Here is a 15,000-nt window from a genome sequence, read left to right on the forward strand (position 1 = left end):
ATTCAAAGCGCCGATGGCCCTCTTCCCAATCTTTCCATGCTGGCGCTCAGCCGGGCTCCCTCATCGGCTCATGCCCATCCTGCGCGCCATGAGCGACAACCGCATGCCTGTGCCCGGCGGACAGCTCGCCATAAGCTTTGTAACCGCTCAGGATCGACAGGCATAAGACGATCAGGAAGAAGCTGGCAAAAACCTGTTCCACCTCTTCATCCAGCATCGGCTGATTGATATCCATGTCCGCCTGTATGCCTTCTGTCTTTCAGCGATCGGGGCGCTCTGCCCGCCCGGCGCCCTTGCCTGCACGCGCCGCGCTTGTCTCTCCGTAAGATTTACGGAGAGACATCCCGACCATGGTCGCAGCGCGATGATCCCTTGTCGCGCGCCAGAATCGTCAGGCGCCCGGCCATGGTTTGTGATTATGCCGCAAGCAGCTCAGGGAAAGCGCCGCACCCGCGCCTCATCGGCCGCATACATCGTGAATTCGGCGTAGTAATCGTCACGCCCGCGCGCTTGGGCCGCCAGATGCTCGGGATTACGCGCCCAAGCCCTGGCCGCCTCGGTGCTTTCCCAGACCGAGATCGTCACCGTCTCGCCATCGGGAGCAGAGAAGCTCTTGTAATCGACAAAGCCCGGCTGCGCCTGCGCCAGCTCGCCCATGCGCGCGGCATCCGCCGCATAGGCGGCAGCATCGTAATCGGCTTTCTTACGGCTGCGGAAGACATTCATATACATGCCCGCCCTCCTATCCCCCGCGCAACCTTATTCCAACCCCGCAACGGTGGACTTTTGCGAGAATGCGCGCCAAAGGCTGGCCACATGAGCTGGAACACCTTTGGCCGCATCTTCCGATTCACCACCTGGGGCGAAAGCCACGGGCCCGCGCTTGGCGCCGTGGTCGACGGCTGCCCTCCGGGTCTGGCGATCGACGAGAGCATGATCCAGCCCTTCCTCGACGCCCGCCGCCCCGGCCAGAGCAAGTTCACCACCCAGCGTCAGGAGCCCGATCAGGTGCGCATCCTGTCCGGTGTGTTCGAGGGCAAGACCACCGGCACCCCGATCAGCCTGATGATCGAAAACACCGATCAGCGCTCCAAGGATTATTCCGAGGTCGCCAAGTCCTACCGCCCCGGCCACGCCGATTACACCTATGACGCCAAATACGGCTTCCGCGACTATCGCGGCGGCGGGCGCTCGTCCGCGCGCGAGACGGCAGCCCGCGTGGCCGCCGGCGGCGTGGCGCGTCTGGTGATCCCCGAGGTGACGATCCTTGCTTACGTGTCGGAAATCGGCGGTGACGCCATCGATCCGGCCAATTTCGATGCCGACCAGATCCGCGCCAACCCCTTCTTCTGCCCCGATGCCGCTGCCGCGCAGCGCTGGGAAAAGATCGTGGACGACGCCCGCAAGGCCGGTTCCTCGGTCGGCGCCGTGGTTGAATGCGTGGCCACCGGCGTACCCGCCGGTTGGGGCGCGCCGATCTACGCCAAGCTGGATTCCGACCTCGCCGCCGCGATGATGACCATCAACGCCACCAAAGGCGTGGAAATCGGCGACGGTTTCGCCGCCGCGCGCCTGACCGGCGAGCAGAACGCTGACCCCATGTATCCCGGCAATGAAGGCCCGCGCTTTTCCGCCAATCACGCGGGCGGCATCGCGGGCGGTATTTCCACGGGCCAGCCGGTGGTGACCCGCGTTGCCTTCAAGCCGACCAGCTCCATCCTCACCCCCATGCCCACCATCACCCGCGAAGGCGAGGCGACGGAATTGTTCACCAAGGGCCGCCATGACCCTTGCGTCGGCATTCGCGGCGTGCCTGTGGTGGAAGCGATGATGGCGCTGGTGCTGGCCGACCATAAGTTGCTGCATCGCGGTCAGACAGGGCGATAAGAAAAGGAAGATGCGAGGGGATTATCCCCTCGCGCTCCCATAACGTCTCCCGGCGATAAGGCAGTGGCGCCGAAACACAGCGCCTCAACGGTCCCCCAGCGCCGCAGGCAGGCATCCCTTGAACGATAGGCTGCGCTGGCGATTTGAAAGCCTGCGGCGCCATGAATCCGTGCCGGACCGATAGGTTACGCGCCACGTGGACATTAACGGGAGCGCGAGGGTGTAACACCCTCGCATTCTCTTTCCTGTCATACTACCATCACATAATCGCCTCGTCCGATCAGAACCACTGATCGGCAATCCTGTTCTGATTAATCGGGAAAGCCCACTTCGCATCTGCGGTGTGAGCCCCTATCTCCCCGTCAAGCAGTTCAACACCAAACGACCAAGGAGTTACCCCATGTCGCTTATCGGCTATTCGATTCAGCCCTTCACCGCCACGGCCTACAAGGAAGGCGCTTTCGTTGACGTCACCGATGCCGACATCAAGGGCAAGTGGTCTGTCTTCTTCTTCTACCCCGCCGACTTCACCTTCGTGTGCCCCACCGAGCTGGAAGACCTCCAGAACGAGTATGCCACGCTGAAGGGCATGGGCGTGGAAGTGTATGGCGTGTCGACCGACACCCACTTCAGCCACAAGGCCTGGGCCGACACCTCGCCCGCCATCGGCACCATCCAGTACTATCTGGTCGGCGACCAGAACCATGACCTGACCAAGCAGTTCGGCAACCTGCGCGAGGGCGTTGGCCTGGCCGACCGCGGCACCTTCGTCACCGACCCCGAGGGCGTGGTGCAGCTGGTCGAAGTGACCCCCGAGGGCGTGGGCCGCAACGCTGCCGAGCTGGTGCGCAAGATCAAGGCCGCCAAGTACTGGCAGGAGCACCCCGGTCAGGTCTGCCCCGCCAAGTGGGAAGAAGGTTCGGAAACGCTGGCTCCGTCGATCGATCTGGTCGGCAAGATCTAAGCAAGTAAAAAGGGATAAGTGCGAGGGGGTTACCCCCTCGCGCTCCCGATACGTCTCCCGACGCGAAGGCAGATTGTGCGGCGCCACTGCGCCCGATCTCACCGCCGGAGACATTAAATATTTTGGCTGCCACGCAGCTTGGGGACCGCACGCGACGTTATCCCCATAGAACTCCCCTCTCGCCGGAAGACGTTCCGGGGGTGCAGGGGGCGTAACGCCCCTTGCTTTTAACACTTCAAACCCCCTTATTCATTCCGAAGGACAAGATCATGCTCGACGCCGCCCTGACCGCCCAGCTCAAACAGTACCTCGCCATGCTGCGCGAGCCGATCGAGCTTGTCGCCACGGTGGGCGACGATGCGAAGTCCGCGCAGACCCGTGAGCTGCTGAACGAAATCGCCGCCCTGTCGGACAAGGTCACGGCCAGCTTCGATGGCGAAGATGCGCGCGTGCCCTCCTTCAGCATCACACGCGCCTCGGCCCGGCATGCCACCGTGCGCTTCGCCGGTCTGCCGCTGGGGCATGAGTTCACCTCGCTGGTGCTGGCGCTGCTGTGGGCCGGTGGCCATCCGCCTAAGGTGGAGCAGAGCGTGATCGATCAGATCAAGGCCCTGCCCGGCAGCCATGATTTCGAGGCCTATTTCTCGCTGACCTGCCACAACTGCCCCGAGGTGGTTCAGGCCCTGACGCTGATGGCGCTGAACAACCCCAACATTTCGGCGACCCTGATCGAGGGCGGCACGCATAATGCCGAGGTTGAGGCGCGCGGCGTGATGGCCGTGCCCGCCACCTTCCTGGGCGGTACGATGTGGGGCAGCGGCAAGATGACGGTCGAGGAAATCCTCGCCAAGCTGGACACCGGCGCTGTCGAACGCGCGGCTGCCGAAATCTCCCAGAAGGCGCCTTACGAGGTGCTGGTGATCGGCGGCGGCCCTGCCGGTGCGGCGGGCGCGATCTACACGGCGCGCAAGGGCATCCGCACGGGTGTCGTGGCCGAGCGCTTTGGCGGTCAGGTGCAGGACACGCTGGGGATCGAGAACTTCATCTCCGTATCCAAGACCGAAGGCCCCAAGCTGGCCATGGCGCTGGAGAACCACGTCAAGGATTACGACGTGGATGTGATGAACCTGCAGCGCGCCGAAAAGCTGATCCCCGCCAAGGATGAAGGCGGCCTGCATGAGGTCGTTCTGGCCAATGGCGCCAGCCTGAAGGCCCGCACGCTGATCCTCTCGACCGGCGCGCGCTGGCGCCAGATGAATGTGCCGGGCGAGACCGAATACGCCAACAAGGGCGTGGCCTATTGCCCGCACTGCGACGGCCCGCTGTTCAAGGGCAAGCGCGTGGCGGTGATCGGCGGCGGCAACTCCGGCGTGGAGGCTGCCATCGATCTGGCCGGGCTCGTCGCCCATGTCACGCTGGTAGAGTTCGACACGCAGCTGCGCGCCGATGCGGTGCTGCAGGCCAAGCTGCGCAGCCTGCCCAATGTCACCATCATCACCTCGGCGCTGTCGACCGAGGTGAAGGGTGATGGCTCGAAGGTGACGGCGCTGGTCTATAAGGACCGCAATGAGGAAACCTTCCACACCATCGCGCTGGAAGGCATCTTCGTGCAGATCGGCCTGGTGCCCAACACCGAATGGCTCAAGGGCACCGTTGCCCTCAGCCAGCGCGGCGAGATCGAGATCGACGCCCATGGCGCCACCAGCCTGCCGGGCATCTATGCGGCGGGTGACTGCACCACCGTGCCTTACAAGCAGATCATCATCGCGATGGGCGCGGGGGCCACGGCGGCGCTGTCGGCCTTCGATCATCTGATCCGCCTGCCCGCGCCGGAGACGGTGACCGAAAACGCCTGATCCCGCCCGGATCAAAGCTTTAGCAACATTGGAGACCGGGGGTGGCAACGCCCCCGGTTTTCGTTTGTCCGGCCTCGGCGCGCGTTCGGCGGTGTTGCGCGCGGGCCACGATTGCTATGGCCGATCCACAAAAAGAGCGAATCAGTCGCAACAATTGCTTGCAGTTGCGAGGCGCTCGCATTAGCGCGAGCGGCGATCGGTTTCCCCCGCCGAACGACAGACTCAAAACGGTCGCTGCCCACCCCTGCCATCGCGTGATGGCGGGAACGGCGGTGGTCAATCCCTTCCCCTTCGGGCGCAGGTCGCGCGCCTTTCAAGGATTTGCTCCATGTTTCCCCGCCCCTTCAATCGCCGCCTTCTGACCTGCGCCACGCTGGCGCTTGCCACGGCTCTGGCCGCTCCCGCCTTCGCGGCGGATGCTGCAGCCGCCGCCGCTGACGCCAATGGCGATGAGAACACCATTCTCGTCACCGGTGCTCTGGGTGACAAGGCAGTTTCGGCGGGCAGCAAGAGCGTGCTGCCGATTGCGGAAACCCCGCAGTCGATCAGCGTGATCAGCCGCGAGGATCTCGATCGTCTGGGCGTGGCCAACCTCAATCAGGCGCTGCGCTATGTGGCTGGCATCACGCCGGAAACGCGCGGCGCGGGCGCTGAAATCTACGACCAGTTCAAGCTGCGCGGCTTCGATGCGCCGATCTATCTCGATGGCCTCAAGCAGTTCGCCAGCACCACCGGCTATGCCACGCCGCAGGTCGATGTCTCGCGTCTGGAGAGCATCGACATCGTGAAGGGCCCGGCTTCGGCGCTCTATGGCCAGTCGAGCCCGGGCGGTCTGGTCGCCATGAGCAGCAAGCTGCCGCTCGACAAGGAGTTCTACGGTTCGGCTGCGGCCACCTATGGCACCTATAACCTCTACCGCGTCGATGCCGATGTGGGCGGCAAGCTGAGCGATGCCATCGGCGTGCGCCTCTATGGCAGCGCCAATGGCGCCGACACGCAGCAGACCTATGGCAGCCGCGCGCGCCAGACGATCAGCGGCGCCGTCACCGCCAAGATCGACAGCAAGACCACACTGACGGTGCTGACCGCCTATTCGCACGATCCCAAGAACGGCAATTACAGCGGCGCCCCGGCTTCGGGCACGCTGTTCCCCAACGTGCATGGCAAGGTTGCCACCACCTATGCCGATGGCGAGCCGGGCGGCTTCTTCCGCCGCGATCAGTTCGCCACCACCTATATCCTCAACCATGACTTCGGCAGCGGCTGGAAGTTCCGCGCCTCGGGCCGTTACCAGCAGGTGACGAGCAGCCTGGGCGCTGTCTATGAAAGCGGCCTGCAGACCGGCCTGTCGGACATCAGCCAGCAGACCACCTCCAGCCGCGGCAGCTATGCCACGCATGAAACGCTCAACAACTGGGCCTTCGACAATCAGCTGAGCGGCCATATCAAGACCGGCCCGATCACCCATGACATCCTGCTGGGCGTCGACCGTCAGACCGCCCATTCCACCGAGCTGGCAGCCTTCGGCACGGCCAATGACATCAGCATCTTCAACCCCGTCTATGGCACGCAGGCCGTGCCGCAGAGCGCGGAGCAGATCGGCGGCGCCTCCAACTATCTGGTCAGCCAGGGCCAGACCGGCATCTACGGTCAGGACACGATCAGCTATGGCGGCCTGCGCGTGCTGCTGAGCGGGCGTGAGGACTGGGCCGCGACCTGGAGCCAGACGGTCGGCTCTGCCGCAGCAGTGCAGAAGGACAGCAAGTTCACCGGCCGCGCCGGTGTACTCTACAAGACCGACATCGGTCTGGCGCCCTATGTCAGCTACTCGACCTCTTTCGAACCGCAGAGCGCCACGCTGGAAACCGGCGGCATCGCCAAGCCCTCGATGGGCAAGCAGGTGGAAGCGGGCGTGAAGTTCCAGCCCAATGGCTCGCCGATCCTGATCACCGCCTCGTGGTTCCATATCGAACAGACCAATGTCGTCTCGACCAACCCGATCACCTTCCTCGCCACCCAGAGCGGCAAGGTGCGCTCCGAAGGCTTCGAGGTGGAGGCCAATGCGCCGCTGCCCTATGGCTTCAACCTGCATGGCGCCTACAGCCATCAGCGCGTGCGCAATGTGGCCGATGACGACTCGCGCAATGTCGGTGGCGGGCTGATCGGTGCCGGCGACGGCAATCTGACCATCAACCTTGACTGGACCGCCAAGAGCGGCCCGCTCAAGAGCCTGAACATCGGCGCTGGCATGCGCCATGTCAGCCGCGTCTATGCCGGTGTGCTGGACCCCAGCCAGACCTATGTGAACAGCGGCTACACCGTGTTCAACCTGGGCAATTACAACAAGTATTACACCCCCGCCTACACGCTGTTCGATGCCTCGCTGCATTACGATCTGTCGAACCTGACCGAGAAGCTGAAGGGCATGACGCTGAGCGTCAACATCACCAACCTGTTCGACAAGAAGTATCTGACCAGCTGCTATATGTACCCCGATTACGACGCATGGTGCTGGTATGGCCAGCGCCGTACCGCTCAGGGTACGCTGGCGTGGAAGTTCTGAGTCTGACGGAGTAACCGACCGGTATGAGCCCCCTCACCCGTCCGTTCTGGGTGTTGATCCATCGCTGGGCAGGGCTGACTCTGGCCCTGTTCCTGGCGATGGCCGGGCTGACCGGCACCTTCCTGGCCTGGGAAGACGATCTGGAGGCGCTGACCGCACCGCACTGGCTGCGCGCGGCACCGCCAACCCCGGGCGCCCCGATGCTGGATGCCGCCGCGCTGGCTGTGGCGGCACAGGCACGTCATCCCGGCATGAGCGTCAGCTATCTGCCGCTGAGTGTCGAACCGGGCAAAACGCTGCGCCTGCGCGTGTTCTGGAAGGAGCCTGCGAAAGCGCCCGACTGGGACGAGCTTTTCATCGATCCCTACACCGGGGCCGAGCTGGGCCACCGCCGCTGGGGCGATATTTCGCAGGGCATCAACAACCTGCTGCCGCTGATCTACCGCCTGCATGAGAATCTGCTGGTCGAGGGCACCGGCACGCTGATCATGGGGACCGCCGCGCTGGTCTGGGTGGTGGACTGCTTTGTCGGCTTCTATCTGACCCTGCCGATGCGGCAGAAGGTGCCTGTCGGTGTCAGCAAAATCGGCGGCAAGACCAAGGGCTGGTGGCAGCGCTGGCGGCCTTCATGGCTGGTGCGGCGCGGCGGCTCTGCCTACAAGCTGAACTTCGATCTGCATCGCGCGGGCGGCCTGTGGGTCTGGCCCGTGCTGCTGGTCTTTGCGCTTTCCAGCGTGTCGTTCAACCTGCCGACGATTTACGGCCCGGTGATGAAGGCGCTGGGCGCGACGGATGACACCGCCCTCTACGCACCCCTACCCCAGCCGCGCCCGATACCGAAGCTGGATGTGGTGAAGGCCCATGCCGTGGGTGAGGTTCTGGCCCGCCAGCAAACCGCCAAGGCGCATGACAGCTTCGATGCCAACCGCCTGCAATGGCTCTATTACATGCCCACCACCGGAGCCTATATGTACGGCTTCACCACCAGCGGCGATGTGCCCGATGCGGGCGGCGCCTCACGCCTGATCTTCGATGGCGACACCGGCGCGCTGAAAAACGTGGCGCTGGCCAGCAAAGTGCCCGCCGCCAACCGCTTCACCGACTGGATCGTCTCGCTGCATATGGCCAGCGTGTGGGGTGTGGCGTGGAAGATCGTCACCAGCCTGATCGGCATCATGGTGACCATGCTGAGCATCACCGGCGTGGTGATCTGGATGAAAAAGCGCTCCGCCCGCGCCTTTCACCGCCATCGCGGCGAGAAACCCGCCGCAGTTACCCGGCCAGTCCGCAAGGCGGCCTGACCGGGATAGAAGGGGTCAAGGGTAAGAAATGCGAGGGCCATCGCCCTCGCGCTCCCTTGACTGTCTTCGTTGTGCCCTACCGATCGGTTCGGCACGCATCGCAACGCCGCCGACCCGATCGCAAACCGCTTTAGCCCCGCACCAGACCCAACGCATCGTAGGTCGCAGCCAGAGTGGGTGCCGCAGCCTCGCGAGCCTTGGCAGCACCCTTGCGCAGAATGGCGTCCAGAGCATCGCGATCCTGCTTCAGCTCCACAAAGCGGGCGTTGATTGGCGCCAGCTTCTCCACCAGCAGCTCGCCCAGCGCGGGTTTGAAGGCGCCGAAGCCTTTGCCGCCGAAGTCGGCCAGCACCTGCTCCACGCTGGTGCCCGCCATGGCGGCATAGATGCCCACCAGATTGCGCGCCTCGGGGCGGGCCTCAAGGCCGTCCTTTTCGCTCGGCAGCGGCTCGGGATCGGTCTTGGCCTTCTTCACCTTGTTCATGATGGTGTCGGCATCGTCGACAAGGTTGATGCGGCTCATGTCGCTCGGGTCCGACTTGGACATCTTCGAGGACCCGTCGCGCAGGCTCATGATGCGCGCGGCGGCGGGGGGGATGATCGGCTCGGGCAGGGTGAAGAGCGGCTTGTCCTCGGCGCAGAAGTCATTGTTGAACTTCTGGGCGATGTCGCGCGCCAGCTCCAGATGCTGCTTCTGGTCCTCGCCCACGGGCACATGCGTCGCCTGATAGAGCAGCACGTCAGCGGCCTGCAGCACCGGATAGGTAAACAGCGCCACCGAGACCGAATCCCGGTTCTTGCCCGCCTTGTCCTTGAACTGCGTCATGCGGCTGAGCCAACCCATGCGCGCCGTGCCGTTCAGCAACCATTGCAGCTGGGGATGCTCAGGCACCTGAGTCTGGTTGAACAGCGTCGAGCGATCGGGATCGATGCCGCAGGCCACCAGCGCCGCCACCATCTCGCGCGTGCCCGCGGACAGCGTGGCCGGGTCATGCGGCATCGAGATGGCGTGAAGATCGGCCAGAAAGAAGAAGCACTCGCCGCCGGTGTTGACCGTATCGTTCTGCATCGCCACCCAATTGCGGATCGCCCCCAGATAATTGCCGAGGTGGAGATTGCCCGTAGGCTGAATGCCGGAAACGATACGCATTGACGTGTACTCTTCTTGTTGAATTAGGCGCGCCGCCGTTTCAGCAGCGCCAGATCGGCTTTGGTAAAGGCCCCCAGCACGATGGTGGCCACGCCATAGACGCAAACCCCCGCCCCCACCAGAGCGCCCATCGCCGCGCAGCGCACATACCAGGCGCCATGGGTGTAGGGCATCAGATGATCCTCACCGGCCAGCAGCAGCCCGCCCATCGCCAGCGCCGCCAGCGCCAGACGCCACCAGCGGCGCTTGAGCCGAGGGTCCATCACGAAATGCCCGCGCTTCACCAGCGTGGTGTAGAGCATCACCACATTGAGCGTGGAAGACAGGGCGGTCGCCAAAGGCGGCCCCATATGGTGCAGCGGCAGGATCAGCGCCAGATTCAGCACCAGATTGGCGGCGATCGAGATCATCGCGAAACGCACCGGCGTCTTGGTGTCATGCCTTGCATAGAAGCCGGGCGTCAGCACCTTCACCAGAATATAGCTGGGCAGCCCCACCGAAAAACAGGCCAGCGCCTGCGCCGTGAAATGCGTGTCGGCAGCGCTGTAACGGCCATAGCCGAACAGCGCGGCGGCAATCGGCTCGCCGCAAAAGACCAGACCCATGGTGGCAGGCAGGGTCAGCAGCAGGGCCAGCTCCAGACCACGGTTCTGCGTGTCCATCGCGCCCGCCTCATCGCCCGCACCCAGCTGGCGGCTGATGGTGGGCAGCAGCACCGTGCCCAGCGCAATGCCGATCAGCCCGAGCGGCAGCTGGTTCAGCCGGTCCGCCATATAGATATAGGTCACGCTGCCGTGATCGAGCAGGCTGGCAGCCAGCGCGGTGGAGATCACCAGATTGATCTGCGCCGCGCCTGCTCCGGCAGCAGCAGGCCAGATCAGCGCCATCAGCTTCCTGACCTCGGGATTGAGGCGCGGCCAGCGCGGGCGCAGCGACACGCCGCTCGACCGCGCGGCCCATGCCAGCCAGGCCAGCTGCAAGGCGCCTGAAATGCTGACGGCCAGCGCCTGGTTGCGCGCCGTCACCATCGGGTCATGCGAGCCGAAGCCCAGCAGCGCCACGATCAGCGTCAGGTTCAGCAGGATCGGCGCTGCGGCATTGACCCAGAATTTCTGCAGCGAATTGAGGATGCCGCCCAGCAGGCTGACCAGCGAGATCAGCATCAGATAGGGGATCGTCAAACGCGAGAGGGTGACGGCGAAAGCGAATTGCTCGCTGGTCACGCCATGGAACTTGCCGGAGAGCGCCCAGGTGATCGGCCAGGCAAACACCTCCAGCACCACCGTCATCAGCGCCAGCACCGGCAGCAGCACGGCCAGAGCCTGCTCGGCGAAGATCAGGCCGGATTGCAGCCCCTGACCTTCCGGATCGGCCACCTTCTGGTTGAACATCGGCACGAAGGCGCTGGCAAAGGCCCCTTCCGCGAACAATGCGCGAAACATGTTGGGCAGGCGGAAGGCCACCAGAAAAGCGTCGGAGGCAAAGCCCGCCCCCACGATCCGCGCAAACAGCGAATCGCGCATCAGTCCCAGCACGCGGCTGGCCAGCGTCAGGCCACCGATGGTGCCCGTCGCCTTCAGCAGATTCATCTTGGCCGCCCTTCAAACGCCGAATGGACTACGGGCCGGAGCATCAAGCCCCGGCCCGTTTGAAATCAGGCGTGGCCAGCAGGCTCGGCCGTGGCGATGTCGGGGGTTTCACCCTGACCTTCGGCCTGAGCCTGCATCTGCTGGAAATAGAGCGCGCCGAAGTCGATCGGCTCCAGCAGCATCGGGCCGAAACCTGCATCGCGCACGGCATCGGCCAGCACGCGGCGGGCGAAGGGGAACAGCAGGCGCGGCGCCTCGGCGAAGATGAAGGCGTGCATCTGGCCTTCGTCCAGACCCTGCATCGCGATCAGACCGGCGAAGGTCAGGTCGACGATGTAGGCGGTGCCGGCTTCATGCTTGGCGGCCAGGGTGATCTTCAGCTCGGCCTCATGCACGGTGGGCTGGATGGCGCGGGCAGCGATGTTGAACTGGATGTCCATCTGCGGCTGATCGGTCCACTGGAACGATTCGGGCGCATTGGGATTCTCGACCGACAGATCCTTCACATATTGCGAAAGAATGCCCGCCGAAGGCTGGACGTCCTCTTCGAACTTCAGGCTGGAGGTGACGTTACCTTCCTCGGACATGGGACTGCTTTCTGTCTTGGCGCCGCCTCTGTAGAGGGCTGGCGCGTCAGGTGGATTGTGCTGGTTCCAGCGCCTAGCATCTGCCCCGCGAGGGCACAACCGCCATGGGATGGGTGCGCGATACCATGCGGGGAGAGGGCCGGTGCCGCAAAATCCGGCTCCTCAGCCGGATTTTCAACCAGACTCCCCGCGATTCGCCCCCTATGCTCGCACGCCTGCCACGGCACGGCGAAAAAAAGCCCTTAAAGGCCTTGTGCATGCGTTGTTCATTTGTGTTCGCTACCTATCTGTAGCATGATCGCGGTTCGTTAAGGCGGGTGGTCTATGCTCCCCGCATCTGCCGAACCTCTTTCGGCCCGGTCAAATCGACCACGCGTCAAATTGGACAAAGCTTGTGACTGTCGAAATCGTCATTCTGGCCATGATTGCTGCCTTCCTGGGCCTGCGGCTCTACGCCGTGCTGGGGCGCCGTGCCGAACAGGGCGACGAGCAGCGCGAACCCGCGCCGCGCGATGCGCTCGGGCGACTTGATGCGCAGGCGCCGACAGGTCAGGCCAACCTCTCCTCGCAGCCGCGCGGGACGGATCGCGGCGCAGACCGCAGCGCAGACCGCAAGGATGAGCGCGCCCCGCTGGCTGGTGGCCGCAGCGCCCGTGAGCCGCTGTCGGTGCTGCCCACCGTGGAGCGTGGCCTGCGCGAGATCATCGCTGTCGATCGCCGCTTCGATCCCCATGCCTTCCTCGAAGGCGCGCGCGGCGCCTATGGCATCGTGCTGGGCGCCTTCTGGCGCGGCGACAAGGATGAGCTGGCCAAGCTGTGCGACGCCGATGTCGCCACCGGTTTCGCCGCCGCCATCGATGAGCGCAACGCTGCGGGTGAAGTGGTCGACAACCGCCTGGTCCGCCTGAACGAGGTGGTCATCACCGGTGCCACCTATGCCGCGCCCTATGCCCGCATCACCGTGCGCTTCGTGGCCGATATCGCCGCGATCACCCGCGATGCCGAGGGTCATATGGTTGCAGGCTCGCTGCATGACGCGGTCGAGACGCGTGACGCCTGGACCTTCCGCCGCAACATCAATTCCGCCGATCCCGATTGGCTGCTCGACGAGACCGATGAAGGTTAAGGTCGGGAGCTGAATCCATGATCGCAGGGCTGGGGAAGAACAGGGCCGCAATGGCCCTGTTTACATTGATGCTGCTGGCCGGTTGCGGCCGGGTGATTCCTGAATCGCATGGGCCGGTCTCAAACCGCCCCTATCCCGCGCGCCCGGCGCCGGTGCCCGTGCAGCCCACCCAGCCTGCTGCGCCGCCCCCACCCGCCAATGCGCTGGTGGCTGGCGTGCATGCCGGCCCGTCGATCGCCAGCTTCGGCCTCACCCCCAGCAGCGCCGGACCGGTGCTGGCCGCCTTCCGCGCCAGCTGCCCCCGCCTCACCAGCCACAACGACCCCAGCGGCCTCACCATCAAGAGCGACTGGCAGAGCGCCTGCTCGGCGGCTGGTGACTGGCCCACGGCCGATGCGCCCAACTTCTTCAACACCTATTTCCGCGCCGTGACCATCGGCTCGGGCGCCACCTTCGTCACCGGCTATTACGAGCCGGAAATCGCGGGCAGCCGCCAGCATGCGCCAGGCTATGACGCGCCGGTCTATGGCATGCCGCGCGATCTGGTCCACGCCCGCCCCGGCGATGCCCCCGTCAAGGCCAATGGCCAGACCCCCTTCGGTCGCTATGACGAAACCGGCCATTTCGTCCCCTATTACGAGCGCGCCCAGATCGAGAACGGCCAGCTTGCCGGGCAAGGCGACGAAATCGCCTGGGCCGCCGATCCAGTCGAGCTGTTCTTCCTGCAGGTGCAGGGCTCCGGACGACTGCGTCTGGCCGATGGCTCGGTGATGCGCATCGGCTATGCCGGGGACAATGGGCAGAATTACACCAACATCGGCGGGCTGATGCGCCAGCAGGGGCTGATCGGCACCGGCCCGGGTCAATATCCCGGATCGATGCAGGGCATCGTGCAATATATCCACGACCATCCCGATGATGGCCGCGCCCTGATGCGCCAGAACAAGAGCTGGGTCTTCTTCCGCGAACTCAATGGCGACGGTCCTGTGGGCGCGATGGGCCTGCCGGTCCATGCCCATGTCAGCGTGGCCGCCGATCCGCTCTTCACGCCGCTGGGCGCTCCGGTCTTCCTCTCGATGGACCCGGCGCTGGCAGGGGCGACGCAGGCCAATGGGCTGTGGATCGCTCAGGACACCGGCGGCGCGATCAAGGGCGCCAACCGCTTCGACAGCTTCTGGGGCGCCGGGGCTGACGCACGCCGCATCGCTGGCGGCATGGTCGGCCATGGGCAGGCCAATGTGCTGCTGCCGCGTGCCTCGCTCGCCCGATTGGGCCTGCGATGAAACGGTCGGGCTGGGCACTCCCCCGGCCTGCATTCGCCCGCAGCCGCAAGCTGACGCAGGAAGAGGAGGCGCTCTGGGCCCGTCTGGCGCAGACCGTCACGCCTCTCGAACCGCAACGCCGCGCCACGCCTGTCGCCCAGCCCAGGCCTGCCGACAGTGCCGAGGCGCTGCCTCCTCCACCCAAGCGGATCAAGGGCCGCGTGCCGCCGCCCCTGCCGCCACCGCCCACCGCAGCCCCACCGCCGCGCCCGCTTGACCGGCACGGGCTGGATGCCGGGTGGGACAAGCGCCTTGCCAAGGGGCTGGTCGCGCCCGATTTCAGCCTCGACCTGCATGGCTTCACGCTGGATGAGGCCCATGCGCGGCTCGATCACGGGCTCACGCTGGCGCGCCAGCAGCAGGCGCGGCTGGTGCTGCTGATCACCGGTCGCCCGCGCCCGGCAGGCTCCTCGCGCGGGGCGATCCGGGCCCATGTGGCAGACTGGCTGGCACAGGGCGCGCATGGCCATGCCATTGCCGCCTTGCGCGTCGCCCATGTGCGGCACGGCGGGGCGGGCGCGCTCTATATCGTGTTGAAAAGGCAGCGCTGACACCATTTGCGACAAAATGTTGCACCCCTGCATTCAACATCTGTTCAGTCGCCCTCCGGTAAGGCACAAGGCGATAACACATGCGTCCGGACCGCTGGGGAGGA

Annotated in this window: 13 protein-coding genes; 8 read left to right on the forward strand and 5 right to left on the reverse strand. The window is 64.9% G+C overall.

The window, feature by feature from the left end; genetic code table 11:
• Positions 1-46 precede the first annotated feature (46 nt).
• The gene (locus HGK27_RS16225) at positions 47-235 is read right to left on the reverse strand and encodes a hypothetical protein (protein WP_206241881.1); all 189 of its coding nucleotides are present in this window, start codon (positions 233-235) and stop codon (positions 47-49) included.
• Positions 236-432: 197 nt separating this feature from the next.
• Complete coding sequence (locus HGK27_RS16230) at positions 433-732, reverse strand: antibiotic biosynthesis monooxygenase family protein (protein ID WP_206241882.1); 300 nt, start codon at positions 730-732, stop codon at positions 433-435.
• 84 nt (positions 733-816) lie between these two features.
• Between HGK27_RS16230 and aroC the strand changes: the two genes are divergently transcribed.
• The 5 genes from aroC (at position 817) to HGK27_RS16255 (ending at position 8,571) form a co-directional block, all read left to right on the forward strand.
• A complete protein-coding gene (gene aroC / locus HGK27_RS16235; protein WP_206241888.1) occupies positions 817-1,887 on the forward strand; it encodes a chorismate synthase in 1,071 nt (356 codons plus the stop codon).
• 400 nt (positions 1,888-2,287) lie between these two features.
• A complete protein-coding gene (ahpC, locus tag HGK27_RS16240; RefSeq protein WP_068090476.1) occupies positions 2,288-2,851 on the forward strand; it encodes an alkyl hydroperoxide reductase subunit C in 564 nt (187 codons plus the stop codon).
• Positions 2,852-3,120: 269 nt separating this feature from the next.
• Positions 3,121-4,707, forward strand: coding sequence for an alkyl hydroperoxide reductase subunit F (gene ahpF / locus HGK27_RS16245; RefSeq protein ID WP_206241890.1), 1,587 nt, complete (start codon positions 3,121-3,123; stop codon positions 4,705-4,707).
• Positions 4,708-5,035: 328 nt separating this feature from the next.
• Entirely contained in the window at positions 5,036-7,270 is a 2,235-nt protein-coding gene (locus HGK27_RS16250; protein WP_206241891.1) for a TonB-dependent siderophore receptor, read from the forward strand.
• Between the two features lie 23 nt (positions 7,271-7,293).
• Positions 7,294-8,571 (forward strand): PepSY-associated TM helix domain-containing protein, encoded by a 1,278-nt coding sequence (locus tag HGK27_RS16255; RefSeq protein ID WP_206241893.1) that lies wholly within the window; start codon positions 7,294-7,296, stop codon positions 8,569-8,571.
• 130 nt (positions 8,572-8,701) lie between these two features.
• On the opposite strand, the gene trpS is transcribed toward HGK27_RS16255, so the two are convergent.
• The 3 genes from trpS to secB all read right to left on the reverse strand — a co-directional run bounded on the left by trpS (position 8,702) and on the right by secB (position 11,897).
• On the reverse strand, positions 8,702-9,721 hold the full coding sequence (gene trpS, locus HGK27_RS16260; RefSeq protein WP_206241895.1) for a tryptophan--tRNA ligase: 1,020 nt from the start codon (positions 9,719-9,721) through the stop codon (positions 8,702-8,704).
• 23 nt (positions 9,722-9,744) lie between these two features.
• The gene (gene murJ / locus HGK27_RS16265) at positions 9,745-11,310 is read right to left on the reverse strand and encodes a murein biosynthesis integral membrane protein MurJ (RefSeq protein WP_206241896.1); all 1,566 of its coding nucleotides are present in this window, start codon (positions 11,308-11,310) and stop codon (positions 9,745-9,747) included.
• Positions 11,311-11,375: 65 nt separating this feature from the next.
• Positions 11,376-11,897, reverse strand: a complete 522-nt coding sequence (gene secB, locus HGK27_RS16270) for a protein-export chaperone SecB (RefSeq protein WP_206241897.1) — start codon at positions 11,895-11,897, stop codon at positions 11,376-11,378.
• Between the two features lie 394 nt (positions 11,898-12,291).
• Between secB and HGK27_RS16275 the strand changes: the two genes are divergently transcribed.
• Genes HGK27_RS16275 through HGK27_RS16285 form a run of 3 tightly spaced genes read left to right on the forward strand, consistent with a single transcriptional unit; the run spans position 12,292 to position 14,896 of the window.
• On the forward strand, positions 12,292-13,023 hold the full coding sequence (locus HGK27_RS16275; RefSeq protein WP_206241898.1) for a Tim44/TimA family putative adaptor protein: 732 nt from the start codon (positions 12,292-12,294) through the stop codon (positions 13,021-13,023).
• Between the two features lie 17 nt (positions 13,024-13,040).
• Positions 13,041-14,306, forward strand: coding sequence for a murein transglycosylase A (mltA, locus tag HGK27_RS16280; protein ID WP_206241899.1), 1,266 nt, complete (start codon positions 13,041-13,043; stop codon positions 14,304-14,306).
• Entirely contained in the window at positions 14,303-14,896 is a 594-nt protein-coding gene (locus HGK27_RS16285; protein WP_206241900.1) for a Smr/MutS family protein, read from the forward strand. The genes mltA and HGK27_RS16285 overlap by 4 nt, the downstream gene beginning before the upstream one ends.
• The last annotated feature ends 104 nt before the right edge of the window (positions 14,897-15,000 follow it).

Origin of the sequence: Novosphingobium terrae, from assembly GCF_017163935.1 — a bacterium.
GTDB lineage: Bacteria > Pseudomonadota > Alphaproteobacteria > Sphingomonadales > Sphingomonadaceae > Novosphingobium > Novosphingobium terrae.

Excerpts from the sequence above, each read along its gene's own strand:
- HGK27_RS16225 (WP_206241881.1), bottom strand. The coding sequence starts at position 235 with ATGGATATCAATCAGCCGATGCTGGATGAAGAGGTGGAACAGGTTTTT.
- HGK27_RS16230 (WP_206241882.1), bottom strand. The coding sequence starts at position 732 with ATGTATATGAATGTCTTCCGCAGCCGTAAGAAAGCCGATTACGATGCT.
- aroC (WP_206241888.1), top strand. The coding sequence starts at position 817 with ATGAGCTGGAACACCTTTGGCCGCATCTTCCGATTCACCACCTGGGGC.
- ahpC (WP_068090476.1), top strand. The coding sequence starts at position 2,288 with ATGTCGCTTATCGGCTATTCGATTCAGCCCTTCACCGCCACGGCCTAC.
- ahpF (WP_206241890.1), top strand. The coding sequence starts at position 3,121 with ATGCTCGACGCCGCCCTGACCGCCCAGCTCAAACAGTACCTCGCCATG.
- HGK27_RS16250 (WP_206241891.1), top strand. The coding sequence starts at position 5,036 with ATGTTTCCCCGCCCCTTCAATCGCCGCCTTCTGACCTGCGCCACGCTG.
- HGK27_RS16255 (WP_206241893.1), top strand. The coding sequence starts at position 7,294 with ATGAGCCCCCTCACCCGTCCGTTCTGGGTGTTGATCCATCGCTGGGCA.
- trpS (WP_206241895.1), bottom strand. The coding sequence starts at position 9,721 with ATGCGTATCGTTTCCGGCATTCAGCCTACGGGCAATCTCCACCTCGGC.
- murJ (WP_206241896.1), bottom strand. The coding sequence starts at position 11,310 with ATGAATCTGCTGAAGGCGACGGGCACCATCGGTGGCCTGACGCTGGCC.
- secB (WP_206241897.1), bottom strand. The coding sequence starts at position 11,897 with ATGTCCGAGGAAGGTAACGTCACCTCCAGCCTGAAGTTCGAAGAGGAC.
- mltA (WP_206241899.1), top strand. The coding sequence starts at position 13,041 with ATGATCGCAGGGCTGGGGAAGAACAGGGCCGCAATGGCCCTGTTTACA.
- HGK27_RS16285 (WP_206241900.1), top strand. The coding sequence starts at position 14,303 with ATGAAACGGTCGGGCTGGGCACTCCCCCGGCCTGCATTCGCCCGCAGC.